Here is a 21,215-nt window from a genome sequence, read left to right on the forward strand (position 1 = left end):
CGCTGCATCTGGACGGGTGCAGTACTCGGTGCAGTATTTGGCTCCTGTCACTCCCGGGAGTCTTGTCGATGCGTCGAGTGTTTGCGGTTCTCCTGCTCGCGGTCAGCACCGCGCCGCTGGGCGCGCAGCGGATTCCAGCGATCACGCTCAGGCCCGCGGATGCGGTGCACCCGCATGAGTTCACGTCGGTGGGCTCCGTGCGGGAGTTGAGTGACGGGCGCGTGATTGTCTCTGACGGGCGGGACGATCGTCTCTTGCTGCTGGACTTTCGGGATGGGTCGGCGCGCGATATCGGACGCAAGGGAAAAGGGCCGGGCGAGTTCACAATGGTCGCCCTCGTCCACGCGATGGGGGCGGACTCGAGCCTCATGGTCGACTATTTCAGCAGGCGCTGGCTGCTGTTCCACCGCGACCGCATCGTGGCCACGGTGCCGCCGGACGACCCCGCAGTGGAGGCCACCCGCAGCGCCATCTACGGCGCGGATGCGATGGGACGCGTCTTGGGGCGGGTCGAGCCGTCGCGGCGCGACGGGATCACGATGCAGACGGAGCGGGACAGCGGGGCGGTCGTGCTCGTCTCCCGCAAGACGGGCGCGGTCGACACCGTGACCAAGTTCCGCCTCTCCGCCCGGCAGTTGTCGCAGCAGACAAACGCGGAGGGGCGGATCATTGCCTCCTCGAGCTACACGACGCAGCTGATGCCCTCGGAGGAGGCCTTCGTACTTTTCCCCGACGGCGCGCTCGCCATTGCTCGCCTGAACCCCTTTCGCGTGGACTGGCGCCTGCCCGACGGCAAATGGCTGCGCGGGGATTCGCTTCCCGTGCCGCGAATTCCCGTGACGGCCCGTGAGCGGCGGGCGTTCGAGCGGCGCAACGGCGGGCGGTCCGCGGGTGCACTGCCGCCGGGAGTGCCGAGGCCGGCGGGAGTTCCTGAGCCGCCGTCGCCGGCTTTCCCCGAGTTCGTGCCGCCCTTTCCCTTGGCTTACGGCGCGGTGCTCGCGGGCCCGAACGGGCAGCTCTTGATCCGCCGCAGCAAGAGCGCGGACTTCCCCAACATGACCTACCTGCTTGTCGATCGCGCGGCCCGGCTCGTCGGCACCTTCACCTTGCGGGGCAACGAGCAGGTGGTCGGTGTCGGCAATGGCTGGCTGTACATCACCGAGCGCGATGAGGACGATATCATTCGGTTGCGGCGCCACCCGTTTCCCACGGAGACGAAGACGACTGGGTAAGCAGGGACTCGGCGGCGAGTCCATCAACCGCGGCGACGAGGCCGGGCAAGCTGGCGCTTATCGCGGGACTCCAGGCCGAGCGTCAACACCTCCACTTCCGTTCCGGAGGGCGAACCGCCCATCCTCGATTGTCAGCAGCAGCACGGCTCCCGTGCGAAACGTGAGCGTGGAGTCGAACTGCAGGAGTGGCGGCACGGCCGTGGAGCGCGCGACGGCGGAGTCCACGGGCTCGATCCGTTCGAAGCGCACCTGGACGCGGTGGGCACCGGGTGCCACGGGATAGTCACGGAGTGTCGCCAGCGCACGGTCACCGCGTAGGCCGCTGCCGCGCAGGCGCGCGGAATCGCGCGAGACCTCGTCAATCCCCACGGTCAACGCATACGACGCGCTGCTGCCCTCGCAGACCACCGACTGGCGCATGTGCGCGGGTCGCTGCGCCTGCTCCTGCTCACTCAGGGTCCGGCAGCGCTCAACTCGCTCGGGCCTCACGCTCCACGAGAGCCGCAGTGCGGCCGCGTCCTCTGCGTGCCACGCCACCGCGACGCCGGAACTGACAGCGAGTCCCCAGAGGGCCAGGGCGAGCGCGAGACCCGCGGCCAAGCGGCGAAGTGGGTTCACGGCTCTTCCTCCAGCGCGGCTGGCACGCAGGCCTCTTGCAGGACAACGCTGGCCTCTTCGACCGGTGCCTGCAGCGTCAGCACCTGTCGACGGAACTGCTCGAAGGATTCGAGCGCCTCGTCGTCGCAGCCCAACGCGGCGGTCGCGACCGCGACACGGGAGCGGTCCACGCGGTCCTGAAGTTCAGCCTCCCGGTCGTGGTAGAAACGCTGCTCCAGCCACTTGGGGCCCTCGCGCCCCACGCAGTCTCGCGGCGGACAGCCAAGCACGAGAACGCCCGCGGCGCCCTGCCGTACCAGCAGCTCGACCACGGATGAGTGCAGGTTGCCGACACACGCGATGTCGTGCAGCAACGCGCCGGCGGCGCGGAGGCGCCGCGCCAATCCCGCCGAACCTTCCGTGCAGCGGACGACGACCACCCGCTGGTCGCGAGTCCGGTCCGCCAGCGCGGGCAGGGTCGTGTCGCGCGTCGTGGCGAGCTGGTCGCGACCCGTGCGTCCTGGCGGCCCGACGCCCATGGGGGCGCAGGAACCCGCGCAGATGCCGCAGCTGACGCAGCGTTCGGGGTCGACGAGCGCCACGAGGCGCTCGTCGCCGTCCTCGCGCGGCACCATCTGGATGGCGCCCCAGGGGCAGTCCTGCGTGCACTGGTCGCAGCCCGTGCAAAGGCGCGGATTCACCCAACTCGGCGCCCACGATCCCTCGCGTGGTCGGCGGGCGAGCCACGGGACGGCGAGGGTGAGGACCGTCAGTGACGCCAGGGCGACCCAGGTCAGCCACGGTTCGCTGGCCTCCGCGAGCGGCAGCCACCACGCGGAGGTCAGGGCGAGCGGTGTCGTGGCCGGCAGCGCGAGTCCATCGGCGGCGGGGCCAAGCGGCGCCGGCATCACCACGGCCACGAGCGTGAGCAGTGCCGTCGCACTCCACTTCAGGACCGGCGGAGGAGCGAGCGTCGGCCGGGCGACGCGCGACGTGTGCAGCCACAACCCGGCGCCCATCGCCAACGGCAGCGCGATGTGCACGAACAGGTTGAGGAAGAAGAACGCCTGGGGGGGCTGGCTGTCGCCGGCGAACATGCGGCCCACGGGTTCGGAGAGGATCGGGAGCACGTCGAACAGGTCGGCACCGGCCACCGCGAGGCGCAGCCCGAAGCTGTCCCACGCCATCACGAACCCCGTCCACGCGCAGGCCAGCCCCACGCCGACGAGAAACACACCGCTGACCCACGCCAGCGCGCGGGGGCCCCACTCTCGAGACTGGCCGATGAACCGTAGCGCGTGCAATCCCGCCGCGAGCAAGAAGGCGTCGGTGGCGTAGCGATGCAGCGTGCGCACCCATGCGCCGAAGATGGGATCCGCGGCGATGCGCTGCACGGACGCCGCCGGTGCGCCGACCCGGTAGAACAGCAGGAGGTACGTGCCGGTGACGAACAACACCAGCAGCAGCCACGACGCCAAGGCGCCGCTCTGGTGCAGGGGATTCCAGCGCCAATGCAGCAGCCGATGCATGAGGGCATCCGAACCGCGAACAATCCTCCGCACGAACCGCTCGAGCCAGCGCATCCTGAGAAAACCTCTCGGGAACGGGAGGGGGATTTCCTGCTTGCGCCCTATCTACAGAAGGCGCACACTACCCGCAACCAAAGGCCGTCCAGTCCCTGTGGGTCTCGCCCTGGAACGAGGTGCATTGCCGATGGATCCGAATCCTCCAAGCGCCGACGAGCGCATCCCGCTGATGCAGCGGTTGTTCGACAACGTCTGGCTCCTGCTCATCGCAGGAATCGTCGTGATGTTCGTCGTCTACACCGGGTGGGGCATGTGGGAGATTCTCACGATGCCCGACGGTACACTCCCCTGAGGCGCCAATGCTCACCAAGGTCCATACGGGACTCGACCCCGTCCCCGGCGTCTGGTGGCGTCCGGCCCACAAGACGGAGAAAGTCTGGGTAGGCATCGCCTTCGCGTGGTGCCTCGTGCTCTTCGCCATGATGCCGCTCTGGCATTGGAAGGGCGGCCAGAATCCCTCGGGCATCCGCACCAAGGTCGACCCCAACGCATTCTACGCGCGCACCGTCGCGTTCGCGACGCAGTACCAGGTCGGCGTGGACAAGGGGATCCCGATCGTCGCGCCGCCGCCCGGCAGCGATATCTACCTCACGGCGCTGGCGTTCCAGTGGTATCCGATCCTCCAGCTCGAGAAGGACAAGGAGTACATCCTCCACCTCTCGGCGCTCGACGTGAACCACGGGTTCAGCCTGTACCCGTTGAACGTGAACTTCCAGGTCGTGCCCGGCTACGACTACGGGTTGCGGGTGACGCCAACCGCAAGCGGCGACTTTCGGATCATCTGCAATGAATTCTGCGGGATCGGCCACCACACGATGGTCGGGCGGATGATCGTCGTCGACGCCGACGGCCAGACCGTCGCCGACAACGGGGGCGCGAAGGTCCTCAACGGAGGTGACCGATGACCGCGCCAGCCGCGAGGGAGGACTTCCGCACCTGCCAATCCACCGGTCGCAGGGTGCACCGCGCGGTCGAGGGCCTGATCAAGGCCAACGCGGTCGTTTCCGTCGTCACGCTGCTCATCGGCGCCACCGCGGCGCTCCTGCTGGTGCTCACGCGCTGGCAGGCGGTGCATCTGCTCCCGGCCACCTGGTACTACCGGCTGCTGGGCGTGCACGGGATGAACATGCTGATCTTCTTCATCATCTACTTCGAGATGGCGGTGCTGTGGTTTGCGGGGACCGTGCTGCTGAACGCACGGCCCGCCGCGCCACGCTTCGGCTGGTTCAACTTCGGCCTGATGCTGCTCGGCACGCTGATGGTGCAGTGGGCCCAGTGGACCGGCCGCGCCGACGTGCTCTTCACGTCGTATCCTCCCCTGAAGGCGCACCCGGTCTTCTACCTTGGCATCATCCTGTTCGCCGTCGGGGCCCTGCTGGTGACGGCGCAGTTCTTCGCGACCATCACGATTGCCAAGCGGGAGCGCCGCTACGAGGGCTCGATGCCCTTGGTCGTCTATGGCGCCGTGACCGCGGCTATCATCGCCGTCATTACCCTGCTGCACGGCGCCATCATCTACATCCCGACCTTCCTCTGGTCCCTCGGCATCGTCGACAGCATCGATCCGCAGGTCTACCGGATGATCTGGTGGGGGCTCGGCCACTCGTCGCAGCAGATCAACATGGCGGCGATGGTCGCCATATGGTACATGCTCGGCGCGCTCACCGTGGGCGCCGTCGTACTCAACGAGAAGGTGAGCCGCAGCGCGTTCGTGCTGTACGTGCTCTTCATCTCCATGGCGTCCGCCCACCACCTGTTGGTGGATCCCGGCTTCGGTCCGGCGTGGAAGATCACCAACACCTCGTATTTCATGTACATGGCGGTGCTGGCCTCCATGATCCACGGATTCACCGTGCCCGCGGGGATGGAGCTGGGCCAGCGTCTCCGTGGCTTCACGCAGGGGATGTTCGGCTGGCTCATCCGTGCGCCGTGGGGTGACCCGGGCTTCAGCTCCCTCGTGCTCTCGGTCGTCGTCTTTGGGTTCGTCGGTGGCATCACGGGCGTGACCATCGGGACCGAGCAGATCAACATCATCGTGCACAACACGCTGCGGGTGCCGGGCCACTTCCATGCCACCGTCGTGAGCGGAACCGCGCTCGCCTTCATGGGGGCGACCTACTACCTCCTTCCGCTGATATTCCAGCGCAAGGTCGCGTTCTGGGGATTCGCCAAGTGGCAGCCGTATCTCTTCTCGTTCGGCGTCTTCCTCCTCTCGATGGGGATGACCTTCGCCGGAAGCTTCGGGGTGCCTCGGCGGCATTGGGACAACTCGTTCCAGGATGCCATGTTCAACGTGGAGATGAGCCCTGCCGTGGACCTGATGCTGGCCATCATGGGGATCGGCGGCATCCTGGCGGTCACGGGCGCCTTCGGATTCATCGCCATTGCGGTGAAGTCGGTGTTCTTCGGCGAGCCCATCGGGACGATCACGAAGGGCTCGGCCATGGTCGGCGTTCCGCAGGGGCTCACGCATCCGCCCGTGCACGCCGTTGACGCCGACGCCCGGAACGAGGAGCTGCACGCACCGGCGCGTGGCTGGATGGGCCCGACGCCTGGCACGGTCGTGCTGGTCGGCATCTTCTTCGTGGCCTTCATGACGTACTACTTCACGAACTGGAAACTGCTGGCGTTCCTGTGGAAGGTCGGGTGATGCATGCGGCGGGGCCACGGCCGCCATTCGCGGTCGTGGCTCTCGTCGTGATCCTTGCCGTCTCCGCCGCGTGGTGGGCGCTGGCGCTCTGGCCGCTGCCCGCGGAGGCTCCGCGTTGGTTACTCGCGACGCGCGAGGTCTGCTTCGGCGCGACCTCGGACGGCCTGCCGCACGCGGGTGGATGGGTGTTGCTCATCGGTGAGCCACTGGGCCTGCTGGCCATCCTCGGGATCGTCTGGGGCCGTGAACTTCGGGACGGCCTGACCCGCCTGCACCAGCGGCTCCCGGGGCGTCTGGCGAGCGGCGCCGTCGTCCTGGCACTCGCGCTGGGTCTGGGGGCTGCCGCGCACCGCGTGTCGAGCGCACGCGTCGCCGTCGGTGAGCCCTTCGACGTCAACGCGCCGTTGCCCGCGCGAGGCAGCGCGGACGCGCCCGTGCTCGAACTCGTCGACCAGCACGGGAACCCCACGGCGCTGCGCGACTATCGTGGGCAATGGGTGATGTTGACGTTCACCTTTGGCCACTGCGATGACATCTGCCCTGTGATCGTCGACCACGCCAAGCGCGCACGCGTGGATGCTGGCGCCGCGGGGCTTCCGCTCCTCGTCGTCACGCTGGACCCCTGGCGAGATACGCCGGAGCGTCTGGCGACCCTCGCGCAGCAATGGGGCCTCGGCCCCGAGGATCGCTTTCTCTCCGGAGAGATTGCGGAGGTGAATCGGCAGCTGGATCTCTGGCGCGTCCCGCGCGTCCGTGACGAACGTACGGGTGCGATCGGGCATGGAAGCACCATCATCGTGGTTGATCCGGCGGGGCGCGTCGCCTGGCGCATCGAGGGGGCGCCACACCGGGTCCGCGAGGCGCTACGCCTCGTCGCAACGGAGTCGCCGGCACCGTAGGGCGCGACGCGCCCTACGGTGCCTCTCCGCGCATCAGATATCGAGGTTCGACGCAAACTTGGCGTTCGTCTCGATGAACTGCCGCCGCGGCTCCACCTCATCGCCCATCAGCGTCTGGAACACCTCGTTGGCCTGGAACGCATCGTCCATCGTCACCTTGAGGATGGTGCGGGTCTCCGGGTCCATCGTCGTCTTCCAGAGCTGGTCCGGGTTCATCTCGCCAAGACCCTTGTAGCGTTGGATGTTCAGCGACTTGCCCTCGCCGTTGCCCATGCGCGCGGCGATCTCGTCCCGCTCCTCGTTGTCGTAGGCGTAGTAGATCTCCTTGCCCTTGGACACCGAGTAGAGCGGCGGCTGTGCGATGTAGACCATCCCCGCGTCGATCAGCTCCGGCATCTGTCGGAAGAAGAACGTCAGCAGCAGCGTGCGGATGTGCGCGCCGTCCACGTCGGCGTCGGTCATGATGATGACCTTGTGGTAGCGCACACTGTCGAGCGCGAACTCCTCCTTGATGCCCGCGCCGATGGCCGTGATGATCGTCCGGATCTCCTCGTTGGAGAGGATCTTGTCGATGCGGGCCTTCTCGACGTTCAGGATCTTGCCACGCAGTGGCAAGATCGCCTGGAACATGCGGTCGCGTCCCTGCTTGGCCGAGCCGCCGGCGGAGTCGCCCTCGACCAGGTAGAGCTCGCACATGGCAGGATCCGACAGCGAGCAGTCGGCGAGCTTGCCGGGCAGGTTGCCGACGTCGAGCGCCGACTTCTTGCGCGTGAGGTCGCGGGCCTTGCGGGCCGCCTCGCGCGCGCGCGCCGCGCTGAGCGCCTTGTCGAGCACGGCGTTGGCGACACGCGGGTGCTCCTCGAGGTACGCGCTCAACCACTCGTTGACCGTCGTCTTCACCGCCGACTCGGCCTCGGAATTGCCCAGCTTGGTCTTGGTCTGGCCCTCGAACTGCGGCTCGCGGACCTTCACCGAGATCACCGCCGTGAGTCCCTCGCGCACGTCGTCGCCGGAGAGCTTCACTTCCTTGTCCTTCTTGGCGAAGGACGACTTGTCGAGGTGCTTATTGATCACGCTCGTGAGCGCCGACTTGAAGCCGGTGAGGTGCGTGCCGCCCTCGTGCGTGTTGATGTTGTTCACGAACGAGAACACGTTCTCGTTGTAGCCGTCGTTGTACTGCAGGGCGATCTCGATGCCGATGTCGTCCTTCTCGCCCTCGAAGTACACGATCTCGTTGTGCAGCGTGCGGCCCTTCTGGTTCAGGAAGCCGACGAACTCCTTGAGGCCGCCCTTGGCGTGGAAGGTCTCCTCCTTCTCCTTCCCCTCGCGCTCGTCCTTGAGGACGATTGTCACGCCCTTGTTGAGGAACGACAGCTCGCGCAGGCGCGATGCCAGCGTGGCATAGTCGTACTCGAGCTCGGTGAAGATCTGGTGGTCGGGCTTGAACCAGACCCTGGTGCCGGTGTCTTTGGGCTTCACGCTGCCGAGCACCTTGAGCTTGGTGGTCGTGGCCCCGCGGGCGAAGTCCATGTAGTGCTCGCTGCCGTCGCGCTTCACCCAGACCTTGAGCGTCTCGGACAGCGCGTTCACCACCGACACGCCGACGCCGTGCAGGCCGCCCGACACCTTGTACGTGTTCTTGTCGAACTTGCCGCCGGCGTGCAGCACGGTGAGCGCGAGCTCGACGCCCGGCAGCTTCTCCGTGGGATGGATGTCGACCGGGATGCCGCGGCCGTTGTCCGTGCAGGAAATCGAGTTGTCGCCGTGGATCGTGACGATGACCGAGTCACAGAAGCCGGCGAGCGCTTCGTCGATCGAGTTGTCGACGACCTCATAGACGAGGTGATGCAAACCGCGATGCGACGTCGAGCCGATGTACATCCCGGGGCGCTTGCGGACCGCCTCGAGTCCCTTGAGTACCTGAATGCCGGAGGAGTCGTACTGCGAGTCGGCGACGTCGTTCGTCTTGGCCATTAGAAGCGCAAAATGGTGGTGGGGAATCGCGCGAAAAAATCCCGAAAACACGCGCCCGAAAGCGACCCAGAAAACTAACCTGTCGCGACCCCGAAAGCAACGTTTTTCACAAGCCGCAAGTGCCCATCCCGCAAGCGCTTAGCGCATCATCTCCCAGCGAATCTTTCGCACCGGGGTCTGCGGTTCCGAGGCGTTGATTTTGGCCATCAGCGAACGCTCCATCAGCGAGAGCTCCTGCATCCAGGCGCTGGTGCGCACGGCGACCACCAACGTGCCGTCGTCCGTCATCATCCGCGGCTGCGTCACGCCAGCGATCTGCGGCCCCACAAGCCTTGGCCACAGCGACAACACCTCCGCGCGGGCGACGTCCGCATCCAGGCCACGATCCGCCAAGAGCTTCGCCAGGACCTCGGCGATGGGCTTCGGCGCCTTGCCGCCGCGGCCGTCGTCGTCGCTGAAGAAGGCGGCGCTCATCGATCGCGACGTGTGAGGCAGGCCATCGGCGCGCGGTTCACGTCGCAGCTCCCGCCGAGGCGCCCGTCGTCGCGCGCGCGAAGCTGCCGGCGCGCACACTCCAGCGCTCCAGTTTCGTGAACCGTGCGGGAATCTCGTCCTCGCGCGGCACGCAAATGACACACTGTCCCACGCCCTGTTCCTCAAGCAGCGCGAGGATGCGCGCCGTGCGCCGGCGATCGAGCTCGGCAAAGGGGTCGTCGAGCAGCAGCAGCGGAATCACGCCGGTGGCCTCGCGATGCGTCGCCGACTCGAGCATGCGCAGCACGATGGCCGCCGTGCGCTGCTGCCCCGCGGAGCCGACCTGCCGGAGGTCGTGGGCGTCAAGCAGCAGCGAGAGGTCGTCACGATGCGGACCGGCCTGCGTCAGCCCACGACGGATGTCGTGCTCGCGCTGACGTTCGAGCAGCGCCGCGAGCTCGGCGCGCGGATCCCACGACTCCGCGGCGGTACCGGCGTAGTGCAGCGTCGCGGGCGCGGTCTCGCCGATCGCCTCGCAGAGCGTGGCGAAGTGTTCTGCGTGGCCTGCGGCCCAGGCACGGCGCTGCTGCACCAGCGTCGCGCCCGCTTCCGCCAGCGCGGGCTCCCACGCAGCTACGGCCGCAACGGCTTCACGCGCCGCGCCGCGCTTGGTCGCCTCGCGGAGTGCCGCATTGCGGCGTAGCAACGCCGCGCGATACCGCCGCAGCGCGGTGAGGTAGCTCGCGGAGGTCAGCGCCAGCGTGATGTCGAGGTATCGCCGCCGCTCGGCCGGCGCGCCGGCAATCAAGTCCACGTCGCGGGGCTCAAACGACACAGAGGGCAGCGCATCAAGTGCATCCGTCAGCTTCTCCGGCTCGGCGCCGTCGAGCGTGACCTTCTTGCGCCCGGCGCGGTCCACGCCGACGCTGGCCCGCAGCGCCGGAACGTTGGTGAATTCGGCGGCCAGGTGGAACGCCGGCGCGCCGAAACGAATCAGGTCGCGATCGCGCGCGCCGCGCATCGAGCGCAGGAGGCGAAAGTACGCGATGGCCTCGACCGCATTTGTCTTGCCCTGTCCGTTCTCGCCGACAAGCGCGATGCCATCGGCCGGCAGCTGCAGCTCGGCGCCGGCAATGTTGCGGAAGTCCGAGATCGCCAGCGACGCGAGGCGCGCGGCGACCGGCACTCAGGCCCCGCTGAAGTTCGGCGCGCGCTTCTCGAGGAAGGCACGCGTGCCTTCGCGCATGTCGGCCGTGCGCCCGAGTTCCCCGAAGTGCCGCGACTCCAGCGCCAGCGCCTCGTCCATCGGCAGCGCCGTCCCGCCGGTCATCACCTGGATCGCGTGGGCCAGTGCCAGTGGGCCCTGCTGCGCCATCTCCTTCGCCATGCTGCGCGCCACGTCGCTGAGGGCCTCGAGCGGGTACACGGCGTTCACGAGGCCGATGGCCTCCGCGCGGTCGGCGTCGATCATCCCGCCACTGAGGATCAACTGGAAGGCGCGTCCCATCCCGACCAGCCGTGGCAGCCTCTGTGTGCCGCCGTAGCCGGGAATCAGGCCGAGCTTCACTTCGGGGAACCCGAACTTCGCGGTGGTGCTGGCAAGGCGCAGGTGGCAGGCCAGCGCCAACTCGAGGCCGCCGCCGAGCGCGAAGCCATTGATGACGGCGATGACCGGTTTGTTCATCCGCTCGATGCGCGTGAACACCTTCGAGCCGACGGCGGAAAGCGACTCGAGGCCCGCCGGACCGTCCGCAGCCTCCGCGATCTCGGCGATGTCCGCGCCCGCCACAAAGGCCCGGCCCGCGCCGGTGAGGATGATGGCGCGCACGCTGTCCGCCGTCGCCAGGTGCTGAAACGCCTTGTCCAACTCCGCGATGACCGTGGCGTTGAGCGCGTTGAGCTTGTCGGGGCGATTGATCGTGACGGTCGCAATGCGGTCCGCAACGTCGAGCGTGAGGAAAGTGAACGGGATGGTCATCGTCGCTCGCGTGAAGGGCGGTCGGCTGTCGGGAACGCAGGTGCAATCTATACATTCGGGTGTGCCCACAGAAAAACCGGTCGTACAGAGCCTGCGCTGGTCGCCTGAGGGGGCGCTGCGCATCGTGGACCAGCGGTTGCTGCCGTCGGCGGTGGTCGAAGTGGACCTGCGGACCGTGGAGGCGGTGGCGGATGCCATTCGCACGCTGGCCGTGCGTGGTGCGCCTGCCATCGGCGTCGCGGCCGCGATGGGACTCGCCGCCGCCACACGCGTTGCGACAAGCGCCGAGGGCGGCACGGCTGCCATCGCCGACGTGGCGATGGCCCGCACCTTCGTGCGTGATGGCGCGGCGCTGCTTCGCGCCACGCGCCCAACGGCGGTGAACCTCGGCTGGGCGCTCGACCGCATGCTCGCGGTGTTGGATCGCGATCCGGCGATCGCGCTCGAGCCCCTGGTCGCGGCGCTGCGCCACGAGGCGGAGGGCATCCGCGCCGAGGACGAGGCGATGTGCGCCGCGCTTGGCGCCAACGGGCTCGAGTTGCTGAAGGACGGGGCGCGCATCCTCACGCACTGCAATGCCGGTGCGCTGGCGACCGCGGGCATTGGCACGGCACTGGCGCCGGTCTATGCGGCGCACGCAAGGGGTATGCGAGTGTCGGTCTACGCGGACGAGACGCGTCCCTTGCTGCAGGGAGCGCGGCTCACCGCCTGGGAGCTCTCGCGCGCCGGTGTGCAGGTGACGCTGATCGCCGACAACATGGCGGCGAGCCTGATGGCGGCGGGTCAGGTGGATGTGGTGCTCGTCGGCGCCGACCGCATCGCCGCCAACGGGGACGTGGCCAACAAGATCGGGACCTATGGATTGGCCGTGTTGGCGCGGCACCACCAGATTCCCTTCGTGGTCGTCGCGCCGTCGAGTACGGTGGACGCGCAGACGCCGACGGGTGCGGAGATCCCCATCGAGACGCGCGGCGCCGAGGAGCTGACGCAGTTGGCCGGCCAGGACGTGGCGGCCGCTGGCGTGGCCGTGCACAATCCCGCCTTCGACGTCACGCCGGCGGCGTTGATCACGCACATCGTCACGGAGCGCGGCGTGCTGGTGCCGCCGTTCCGCTTCGACCACCTCCCGATCACCCCTCCACCCGCCTAAGCGATGCGATACGTCCTCGCGCTCGACCAAGGCACCACTGGCTCCACCGCGCTGATCATTGCCGAGGATGGCAGCGTGGTCGGCCGTGGCTACCGTGAGATCACGCAGCACTTCCCGCAGCCCGGCTGGGTGGAGCACGACGCCGAGGAGATCTTCGCGCGCACGATGGAAGCGGCCCGCGAGGCGCTGGCGGCGGCGAAGGTGGTGCCGGAGGCGATCGGCATCACGAACCAGCGCGAGACGATCGTGCTCTGGGACAGAAAGACGGGTCGGCCGCTGGACAAGGCCATCGTCTGGCAGGACCGCCGCACCACGAAGCGCGCGCAGGAGCTGCGTGAGGCGGGACAGTCGGAGGCGATCTATCAGGCAACCGGTCTCGTGGTGGACCCCTACTTCAGCGGCACCAAGCTCGAATGGCTGTTGCGCGAGAAGGCGCGCGGTGTGGCGCCCGAGACCCTCGCCGCCGGCACCATCGACAGTTGGTTGATCTGGAAGCTCACCAACGGGGCGGTGCACGCGACCGAGCACACGAATGCCTCGCGCACGATGCTCTACGACATAAACGCGCACACCTGGAGCGACCGGCTTTGTGCGCTGTTCAACGTGCCGCGCGGTATCCTGCCGGAGGTCCGCGCCTCGTCCGGTGACTTCGGGACGGCTGACGCCGCGCACCTTGGCCACGCCATCCCGATCCGCGGCGTGGCCGGCGACCAACAGGCTGCGCTGTTCGGCCAAGGCTGCTGGACGTCGGGGCTGAGCAAGCAAACCTACGGTACGGGTGCCTTCCTGTTGCTGCACACGGGTGAACGACGGCCCGCCGGGGGTCAGGGCATCCTCACGACGGTGGCCTGCGGTCCACGCGGGGAGCCGCAGTACGCGCTGGAGGCCAGCATCTTCATCGCGGGTGCGGCGGTGCAGTGGCTGCGCGATGGTCTGGGCATCGTCGGCAAGGCCGGCGAGACGGAGGCAATGGCGCGATCGCTCGAGGGCAACGACGGCGTGTACTTCGTCCCGGCGCTCACCGGCCTCGGTGCGCCGCATTGGGAGGCGGACGCGCGCGGTACGATCGTCGGGCTGACACGCGGGACTTCGCGCGAACATCTCGTGCGCGCGGCGCTGGAGGCGATGGCCTACGGGACCGCGGACGTGCTCGAGGCGATGCGCGGCGCGAGTGGCGCGTCGTTGGACGTCCTGCGGGTCGATGGCGGTGCCGCCGAGAACGACTGGCTGATGCAGTTCCAGAGTGACGTGCTCGGCGTTCCCGTCGAGCGGCCCGACCTGGTCGAAACCACGGCGCTGGGCTCGGCGGGGCTGGCGGGAATTGCCGCCGGCGTGTGGAAGGATGCGGCGGCATTCCATGCCTCACGACGCTTCAGTCGTTTCGAACCGGCGCGCGGAGCCAGTGTCGCGCGCGATGGCCTGCCGGGTTGGCGTCGCGCCGTGCGCGCGGCGGTGCACTGGGCGCGCGATCGCGAGGGCGCATGAAGTTCGCCCTCGTGTTTGTGCTGGGGTCGTTCAGCTTCGGCGCGCCGCCGGAGCGCCAACACGACGGTGACCGATGGTTCGGCCGCGACAAGGCGCTGCACTTCGTGGCCTCGGCGCTGGTCCAGACCGGCACGCACCTGACGCTGCGGAGTTCGGGGCTGAGCTACGCCGACGCCTCGCGATGGGCGGGCGCGGTCACGCTCGGCGTCGGCGTCGGCAAGGAGCTGTATGATCGCGCCGACGGTCGATACTTCAGCTGGAAGGATCTCGCGGCCGACGCCGCAGGTGGTGTCAGCGCGGCGGTGACGCTGCGACAGCTCGACCCGTAGTCTCGCGCGCCGCGAGCCAGGCCATTGCCTCGGCTTCGCTCGTCAACTCCCCGCGCAGCAGTGCCTCCAGCAGGTCGTGCGTGATGATCGCGTTCAGTGGGCGGTCGAAGGTCGCGCCTTGGCGCTGGCCCGGCAGCTTGAGGATATACGGGATCCGCGGGTCGTCCGGTTCCTCGAGGTAGTCCGGGCGATACCGCATGATGTGGTCGGAGAGGAACAGCACCGCCGTGTCGTCCCATTTGCCGGCGGCCTCCATCCGCGCGCGGAGGTCGCCGAGCACACGATCCATCAGGGCGATGTTGCCGTAGTAGCCGTCGGGGTCGAACTCCGTGAGCGTGAACTCGTCGTCCTCGTCGTCCCAGATCCACGGCGTGTGGGGCACGATCAGGTGCAGGAAGATCAGCCCACGATCCCCGAGCGTGACCGCACGCTCCGCGTCGGCCACCTGCTCCTCGACGATGTCGATCTGGCGGATCCGAAGGTTCACGTAGGGGATCAGTGCCAGCTGCTGGTCCACCACCGCACGCCAGAAGCCCGTGTGCCGCGCACGTGAGCCCACCGTTCGGGTCGGGTAGCTGGAGCAGGCATCGAGGCTCCGGAACACCCGGCAGTAGGGGTGATACCAGCCCGCGATCACGGCCGCACCACCAAGTGCCTGCGCGGACTGGAGGACGTTCGGTGCCTTGGACCACGGTCGCGCGCGTCCGTTCACCGTGATCAGCAACTCATCCGCGTCCTGCGGTTCGGAGTTTTCGACCGCGAGGCCGGTCAGCATCGCAGGCACGGAGAGAATGGTCTTGTTCGCGAACTGCGAGACCTGGGTCGCGTCGATGGACTGTGCCCGCAGCCGATCGAGCTCCGGCAGCTGCAGGTCCGCCGGACGCGCGTCGATGGCGTGCCGGCGGCTCAGGGCATCCATCATGATCACGACGACACGCGGTCCGTCCCGTTCGGGAACCTTACTCCCCATCGCCGGCGCCTCGGCGGCAAGCGCGTCGCTGGGGTCGACCGCGAGCACTGCCCAGGCGGCGCGGCCCAAGGTCACCGCCGCGAAGGGCGCGAGCACCAGCAGCACGCGCCGCACGATGCGTAGCGTGGTGTCCGTTCGCCGCCACATCCCGATGCCGAGCAAGGCCATCACGACGATCGGGACCAGCGCATCCACGACCTGGCCATTCCGCCAGCGATCGACGAGGGCAAACACGCCCGGGGATAGCGTCGGGCCGAGGCCCAACAGCTGCACGAAGATCAGTGCGAACAGCGCCCACACCAGCACCGCCCGCCCGACCGCGCCATATGCGCGGCCAACGGCGGCCGCGGCAAGAAAGAGCAGGGCCAGCAGCAAGGTGTTGATTGCCGCCGCCGCGAAGTCAGTGTTCGAGACATCGAGGAAGTACGCCCCGGGGCCGTTGACGGCGAGGATCTCGAGCCAGACGCGCAGGAAGCAGAGGTGCGCGAGCGAGAGCGCCACGAAATAATCGCCGGCCGAGAGCCGTCTTATTGCACGGGCAAGCGCGTGTGCGCCTGCCTCGTTGGTCTCGGGGTGTCCGGCAGCCAGTGTGGCCATCGATGGGGATTGGGGTCTGCGCTCCGGCGCGTGGCCGTCCGGCAGCGACAGCCGAATCTACGCTACCGACCTGTGACGCGCCTGTGACCTTGTCCACCTTGTCAGGGGTTCCTTTGCCTTGGGAGCCGAAGATACCCCATCCGTATATATTGCCCGAGTCGGGCTATGTCCCTTTGGAGTCGCAATGCATCCACGTACAAAGTTCCTGCTTGGCGGCGCGGTGGTCCTGGGTGCCGCTGGCGTGTTGATGACCGGTGCCATCAAGGACACCGGTGTCTACTTCCTGATGCCGGCCGAGCTGCAGGCCAAGGTCGCGGCAGATCCCACTCTTGTCGGCACGGGCGTGAAGGTTGGCGCGCGAGTCGTCCCGGGCACGGTCAATCGCGACCCCTCGGGTCGCCAGGTCTCGTTCGAGATGACCGACGGCGCGGCGACGTACCCCGTCGTCTATCGTGGCATCATTCCGGACACCTTCTCCGATTCCGTCGAGGTCGTGGTGGAAGGTCGACTGGACTCGAGCGGCACCTTCCAGGCGACGACGCTGCTGGCCAAGTGCGCCTCGCGCTACGAAGAGGCCCCCGAGGGCTACGAGGCCATGCGCAAGGCGTACGAAGGCGGCGCTGCAGCGCCCCACGACTTGCCGGCGCCCGCGCCGAGCGGCGATACGCCGCGCTGAGTCGTTGGTCGGCACTCCTCCGGCTTTCATATAGATGATCCTCGTCGGCGAACTCTCGCTTTGGATCGCCCTGCTGATGGGCCTGTGGGCGATCACCACCTCGTTCGCCGGCGGTGCCCTGCAGCGCCAGGACCTGATCCGCTCGGGTGAGCGTGGGCTCTACGCGGCGGCGGGATTTGTCGGACTCGCGTCGCTGGGTCTCTGGAGCGCACTGCTCAGCAGCGACTTCTCGCTGCGCTACGTCGCCTCGTATACCAGCGCGAACTTGCCGGTGGTCTACAAGATCTCGGCGTTCTGGGGCGGGCAGTCAGGCTCGATGCTGTTCTGGTGCCTGATTCTCGCGATCTACGGTGCTGCGGCGACGTTCACCAACCGCAAGTCCAGCCGTGCCCTGATGCCCTGGGTCACGGGCACCAACGCGGCGGTGCTGTTGTTCTTCGTCGCCGCCACGGCGATCGCGACGAACCCCTTCGAACGGCTCGACTGGGTGCCGCCCGACGGCCGCGGCCTGAATCCGCAGCTGCAAAACCCTGCGATGGCCATCCACCCGCCGATGCTCTACCTCGGCTATGTGGCGACGTCGATCCCGTTCGCCTTCGCCATCGCCGCGCTGGTGACGCGCCGGCTCGACGCCGAGTGGCTGGGCGCGGTGCGCAAGTGGTCGCTGATCAGCTGGGTATTCCTCACGCTGGGCATCGTGCTCGGCATGTGGTGGGCGTATGTGGAACTGGGCTGGGGCGGCTACTGGATGTGGGACCCGGTGGAGAACGCCTCGCTGCTGCCCTGGCTCACCGGTACGGCGTTCCTGCATTCGATCATGATCCAGGAGAAGCGTGGGATGCTGCGCAAATGGAACGTGGTGCTGGTCGTCTCCACGTTCCTGCTGAGCATCCTCGGCACCTTCATCACGCGCTCGGGCGTGATCCAGTCGGTGCATTCGTTCGCGCAAAGCAACATCGGGATGTGGTTCGCCGTGTTCCTCGTCGCTGCGTTGGTGGTGACGGCCTGGCTCGTCACGCTGCGACTCAAGGACCTTGAGGCCAAGGCCGAGCTCGAGGCGATGATTTCGCGCGAGGCGGCCTTCCTCTACAACAACCTGGTGCTGGTGGGCATCGCCTTCTCGGTGCTCTGGGGCACGCTCTTCCCGATTCTCTCGGAGTGGGTGCGCGGCTCGAAGATCACGGTGGGCGAGAGCTTCTTCAACACGGTGAACGTGCCGCTTGGCCTCTTGTTGCTGCTGCTCACGGGCATCGGGCCGCTGATCGCCTGGCGTCGCGCCTCGGTGGCGAACATCCAGCGACAGTTTGCGGTGCCGGCGTTCATCGGCATCGTGGCCGCCGGCGCGCTGATGGCGCTCGGTGTGCGCGGCTTCTATCCCTTGATGGCCTGGGGGCTGAGCGCCTTCGTGGCCGGCACCATCGCGCAGGAGTTCCAGAAGGGCATCGGCGCGCGGATGCGGATGCACGGGGAGAACATCGTGCTGGCGTTCATCAACCTCGTGTCGCGCAACCGTCGCCGCTACGGCGGCTACATCGTGCACGCGGGCATCGGGCTGCTCTTCGCGGCCTTTGCAGGCATGGCCTTCAAGCAGGAGCACGACGTCACGCTGGCCGACGGCGAGTCCTTCACCACCCGCGATCCCTTCGGCGCGGAGTGGACCTTCACGAGCGAAGGCATCTCGAACTTCAAGGCGTTGAACCGCGACGTGGTGGCGATCGCACTGCGGCCGAGCCGCAATGGCGAATCGATGCCCGTGCTGACCAGCGAGAAGCGGCAGCACTTCGATTCACGCAACAACCCGACGTTCCAGCCCAGCACAGAGGTCGGTATCCTCACGATGGGTCGGCAGGACGTATATCTCGTGCTCGCCGGCACGATCGGTGACCGCGCGGAGATCCGCATCAACTTCACGCCCTTGGTGGCCTGGGTGTGGATCGGCGGCATCCTGATGGCGGTGGGCGGCCTCGTGGTGATGTGGCCGCAGGCCGAGCGCGCGCGGCAGGGCGGCTACGTGACCGAACTCAAGCCGCAGCACGCTGAGGCGGCGAACGTCTGATGACGATGCTCGACCGTCGCGAGTTCTTGGTCGGTGTCGGCGGTGCCGCGGCGGCACTGGCGGCGTCGATGGCCTCGCAGCCCCGGCTGCTGCGCGCGCAGCAGGCGCAGAACTTCGCGCCGATGGACCAGAGCGCGTACCGCCCCGTGCGCCTGGATCCCAAGCCCGGCGCCACGCCCTCGATGACGGTTGAGGAGCGCGACGCGCTAGAGCACGAGCTCAAGTGCCAGTGCAGCTGCGTGCTCGACGTGTACACCTGCCGCACCACGGACTTCACCTGCAGCGTGTCTCCGGCGATGCATCGCGACGTGCTGCGGCTGGTGGACGGCGGCTACTCCGCCGACGAGATCAAGCAGGCCTTCGTGGATGTGTATGGCGAGGTGGCGCTCACCGCACCGGTGAAGCAAGGCTTCAACTGGGTGGGCTACTTCGCGCCGAGCGTGGTGCTGCTGAGTGGCGGTGTGGTGTTGACGATGATGCTGCGTCGCTGGTCGTCGAAGGCGCAGGCGAGCGCGGCCGGCGCGGCAGCGGCGGCGGTGCCGACGCGTGCAGCCAGCGACGCGGGCTCATCCGACGCGGTGCCGGCCGGCGTGAGTGCCGACGATATGGCGAAGCTCGAGCGCGCGCTTCGCGAGGATGGCTAGGTGATCCCGCTGCTTGTGGGCGCAGTCTTGGCGGCACTGGGTCTCGCGTTCGTGCTGACGCCGCTGCTGCGTCCGGCGACGGAGGAGCAAGGCGAGTCGGTCACGTCGGCAGCGATGCTGCCCGTCGAGGCGAGTGCACTGGAGGCGCTGCGCGAGGTCGAGTTCGACCAGGCCACGGGCAAGCTCTCGCCCGAGGACTACGCGGCGCTCAAGGCGACGTACACGCCGCTGGCGCTGGCCGAGCTCAAGGCGCGCGAGGCCGCAGACGCCGGTGCGGCGGCGATTGCCGGGGCGGCGGATCCCGCCGAGGCCTTGATTGCGCGGGTGCGGGCGCAGGGGCAGAGCTGCCCCGCACACGGACCGCGCCCCGAGCCCGATGCGCTGTTCTGCTCCGATTGCGGACGGTACCTGGGCGCTGCGTGCACGCATTGCGGCGCGCCGGTGGAGAGCGACACGGCGCGCTTCTGCGTGGGCTGCGGGAGTTCGCTCGCGGCGTAAACGTCCGCCGTCGAGCGGCTGCACCCGCGCCGCGCCTCACCGCGCCGGATGCATCGTCAGCCAATCCAACGCCAGCGACGCCAGCACATTCACGCCCACCGGCAGCGCGGACTCGTCCGCAAAGAACAGCGGCGAGTGGTTGGCGGGCGCCACCGCCGGATCCTGGCCAATCGGCGTCACGCCGAGAAACACGAAGAAGCCAGGCACACGATTCTGGAAGTACGAGAAGTCCTCGGCACCCGTGATCAGGTCGCTGGTTGTCACGTCCTTCGCGACGCGGCGCAGCGTGGGCAACATCTTCTCCGTGAGGGCGGGCGTGTTCACCGTCACCGGATAGCCGGAGTCGATCACCACCGTCGCGCGCGCGCCCGAGGCCGCCGCGATGTGCGTGGCCGTGCGCTCGATGCGCCGGAAGATCGAATCGCGTTGCGCCGCGTCAAACGTGCGGATGGTGCCGATGAACACCGCGCTGTCGGGGATGATGTTGTTGCGAATGCCGGCGTCGATGGCGCCCACGCTGACCACCGACGGCACCAGCGTGATGTCCGTCTGGCGCGACACGATGGTCTGCATCCCCACGATGATCTGCGAGGCCACGACGATGGGGTCGATGCCACCCCAGGGCTTCGAGCCGTGGGTTTGCCGTCCGTGCACAGTGACCGTGTACGAATTCGATGCCGCCATGAACGGGCCGCTGCGGTACGTCACGGTGCCGGCGGGCGCGGGCCACACGTGGAGGCCGAACACCGCCTCCGGCTTCGGGTTGTCGAACGCGCCGTCGGCGAGCATGCGCTCGGCGCCGCCGCCACCGTCGGGGTGGCCTTCCTCGGCGGGCTGGAAGAGGAACACCACCGTCCCCGGAAGCTGCGCTTTCATGCCCGCCAGCACCTCGGCGGCGCCCATCAGCGCGGCGACGTGGTTGTCGTGCCCGCAGGCGTGCATCACGCCGACTTCCTGCCCGCGATAGGTCGTGCGCACCTTCGAGGCGAAGGGGAGATCCACCTGCTCGGTGACCGGCAGCGCGTCCATATCGGCGCGCAGCGCCACCACGCGTCCCGGCCGGCCGCCACGGAGCACGCCGACGACGCCGGTGCCACCGACTCCCGTCCGCACCTCCATCCCCAGCGAGCGCAGATGTGCCGCGACGAGGCCGGCCGTCCGCGTCTCGAAGCTCGAGAGTTCGGGATGTTGGTGAATGTCGCGCCGCCAGGCCACGACCTTGTCGTTCACGGCGGCGACGCGACGGTCCAACTCGCGCTGCAGCGGCGACTGCGCGACAAGGGGAGCGGCAAGGACGGCGCTGAGTAAAGCGGCGAGCGGCAGACGGGGCATTCCGAACCTCGGCAGGGGTGATTTGCTTCAGGGGAAGATGCACGCGCATCCCTCGCCCCAACAGGCGAGGCAACCCGTAGATTGTCGA

The 21,215-nt window shown here is 68.1% G+C and carries 20 protein-coding genes; 12 read left to right on the forward strand and 8 right to left on the reverse strand.

From position 1 onward, the window contains the following. Positions 1-68: 68 nt before the first annotated feature. Positions 69-1,232, forward strand: coding sequence for a hypothetical protein (locus KF709_09795; GenBank protein ID MBX3174694.1), 1,164 nt, complete (start codon positions 69-71; stop codon positions 1,230-1,232). 57 nt (positions 1,233-1,289) lie between these two features. On the opposite strand, the gene KF709_09800 is transcribed toward KF709_09795, so the two are convergent. Further along, positions 1,290-1,850: a hypothetical protein gene (locus KF709_09800; GenBank protein ID MBX3174695.1), complete on the reverse strand. Its 561-nt coding sequence runs from the start codon at positions 1,848-1,850 to the stop codon at positions 1,290-1,292. Continuing rightward, complete coding sequence (locus tag KF709_09805; protein ID MBX3174696.1) at positions 1,847-3,358, reverse strand: hydrogenase iron-sulfur subunit; 1,512 nt, start codon at positions 3,356-3,358, stop codon at positions 1,847-1,849. Before KF709_09805 ends, KF709_09800 begins: the two co-directional genes overlap by 4 nt. A gap of 184 nt (positions 3,359-3,542) precedes the next feature. On the opposite strand from KF709_09805, the gene KF709_09810 reads away from it, so the two are divergent. Genes KF709_09810 through KF709_09825 form a run of 4 tightly spaced genes read left to right on the forward strand, consistent with a single transcriptional unit; the run spans position 3,543 to position 6,964 of the window. Next, positions 3,543-3,707, forward strand: a complete 165-nt coding sequence (locus KF709_09810) for a hypothetical protein (GenBank protein ID MBX3174697.1) — start codon at positions 3,543-3,545, stop codon at positions 3,705-3,707. Between the two features lie 7 nt (positions 3,708-3,714). Then, a complete protein-coding gene (locus KF709_09815) occupies positions 3,715-4,320 on the forward strand; it encodes a hypothetical protein (protein MBX3174698.1) in 606 nt (201 codons plus the stop codon). Beyond that, entirely contained in the window at positions 4,317-6,065 is a 1,749-nt protein-coding gene (locus KF709_09820; protein ID MBX3174699.1) for a cbb3-type cytochrome c oxidase subunit I, read from the forward strand. The genes KF709_09815 and KF709_09820 overlap by 4 nt, the downstream gene beginning before the upstream one ends. 35 nt (positions 6,066-6,100) lie before the next feature. After that, positions 6,101-6,964, forward strand: coding sequence for an SCO family protein (locus KF709_09825; protein ID MBX3174700.1), 864 nt, complete (start codon positions 6,101-6,103; stop codon positions 6,962-6,964). A 33-nt stretch (positions 6,965-6,997) separates the two neighbouring features. Here the strand turns inward: KF709_09825 and gyrB are convergent, their stop codons facing one another. The 4 genes from gyrB to KF709_09845 form a co-directional block, all read right to left on the reverse strand. Beyond that, positions 6,998-8,938: a DNA topoisomerase (ATP-hydrolyzing) subunit B gene (gene gyrB / locus KF709_09830; GenBank protein MBX3174701.1), complete on the reverse strand. Its 1,941-nt coding sequence runs from the start codon at positions 8,936-8,938 to the stop codon at positions 6,998-7,000. 138 nt (positions 8,939-9,076) lie between these two features. Continuing rightward, a complete protein-coding gene (locus KF709_09835) occupies positions 9,077-9,412 on the reverse strand; it encodes a DUF721 domain-containing protein (protein MBX3174702.1) in 336 nt (111 codons plus the stop codon). A gap of 37 nt (positions 9,413-9,449) precedes the next feature. Continuing rightward, complete coding sequence (gene recF / locus KF709_09840; GenBank protein MBX3174703.1) at positions 9,450-10,598, reverse strand: DNA replication and repair protein RecF; 1,149 nt, start codon at positions 10,596-10,598, stop codon at positions 9,450-9,452. Then, a complete protein-coding gene (locus tag KF709_09845) occupies positions 10,599-11,384 on the reverse strand; it encodes an enoyl-CoA hydratase/isomerase family protein (GenBank protein MBX3174704.1) in 786 nt (261 codons plus the stop codon). Between KF709_09845 and mtnA the strand changes: the two genes are divergently transcribed. From mtnA to KF709_09860, 3 genes are read left to right on the forward strand one after another with little or no spacing between them, the layout of a single operon-like run. After that, positions 11,383-12,540, forward strand: coding sequence for an S-methyl-5-thioribose-1-phosphate isomerase (mtnA, locus tag KF709_09850; protein MBX3174705.1), 1,158 nt, complete (start codon positions 11,383-11,385; stop codon positions 12,538-12,540). The genes KF709_09845 and mtnA overlap by 2 nt on opposite strands. A gap of 3 nt (positions 12,541-12,543) precedes the next feature. Continuing rightward, a complete protein-coding gene (gene glpK / locus KF709_09855; protein ID MBX3174706.1) occupies positions 12,544-14,025 on the forward strand; it encodes a glycerol kinase GlpK in 1,482 nt (493 codons plus the stop codon). Then, entirely contained in the window at positions 14,022-14,354 is a 333-nt protein-coding gene (locus KF709_09860) for a hypothetical protein (GenBank protein MBX3174707.1), read from the forward strand. The genes glpK and KF709_09860 overlap by 4 nt, the downstream gene beginning before the upstream one ends. On the opposite strand, the gene KF709_09865 is transcribed toward KF709_09860, so the two are convergent. Then, positions 14,317-15,921 (reverse strand): sulfatase-like hydrolase/transferase, encoded by a 1,605-nt coding sequence (locus KF709_09865; protein ID MBX3174708.1) that lies wholly within the window; start codon positions 15,919-15,921, stop codon positions 14,317-14,319. The two genes, KF709_09860 and KF709_09865, sit on opposite strands and share 38 nt — an antisense overlap. Positions 15,922-16,105: 184 nt before the next feature. Here KF709_09865 and KF709_09870 point away from each other — a divergent pair, with 184 nt between their 5' ends. Genes KF709_09870 through KF709_09885 form a run of 4 tightly spaced genes read left to right on the forward strand, consistent with a single transcriptional unit; the run spans position 16,106 to position 19,795 of the window. Next, positions 16,106-16,597: a cytochrome c maturation protein CcmE gene (locus KF709_09870; GenBank protein MBX3174709.1), complete on the forward strand. Its 492-nt coding sequence runs from the start codon at positions 16,106-16,108 to the stop codon at positions 16,595-16,597. Positions 16,598-16,631: 34 nt separating this feature from the next. After that, the gene (locus KF709_09875; protein MBX3174710.1) at positions 16,632-18,653 is read left to right on the forward strand and encodes a heme lyase CcmF/NrfE family subunit; all 2,022 of its coding nucleotides are present in this window, start codon (positions 16,632-16,634) and stop codon (positions 18,651-18,653) included. Further along, entirely contained in the window at positions 18,653-19,297 is a 645-nt protein-coding gene (locus KF709_09880) for a cytochrome c-type biogenesis protein CcmH (protein MBX3174711.1), read from the forward strand. The genes KF709_09875 and KF709_09880 overlap by 1 nt, the downstream gene beginning before the upstream one ends. Then, positions 19,298-19,795, forward strand: a complete 498-nt coding sequence (locus KF709_09885; GenBank protein ID MBX3174712.1) for a zinc ribbon domain-containing protein — start codon at positions 19,298-19,300, stop codon at positions 19,793-19,795. Between the two features lie 36 nt (positions 19,796-19,831). On the opposite strand, the gene KF709_09890 is transcribed toward KF709_09885, so the two are convergent. Next, on the reverse strand, positions 19,832-21,127 hold the full coding sequence (locus tag KF709_09890) for an amidohydrolase (protein ID MBX3174713.1): 1,296 nt from the start codon (positions 21,125-21,127) through the stop codon (positions 19,832-19,834). Positions 21,128-21,215 lie beyond the last annotated feature (88 nt).

The sequence above is a fragment of the Gemmatimonadaceae bacterium genome, from assembly GCA_019637445.1.
Classification (GTDB): Bacteria; Gemmatimonadota; Gemmatimonadetes; order Gemmatimonadales; family Gemmatimonadaceae; genus Pseudogemmatithrix.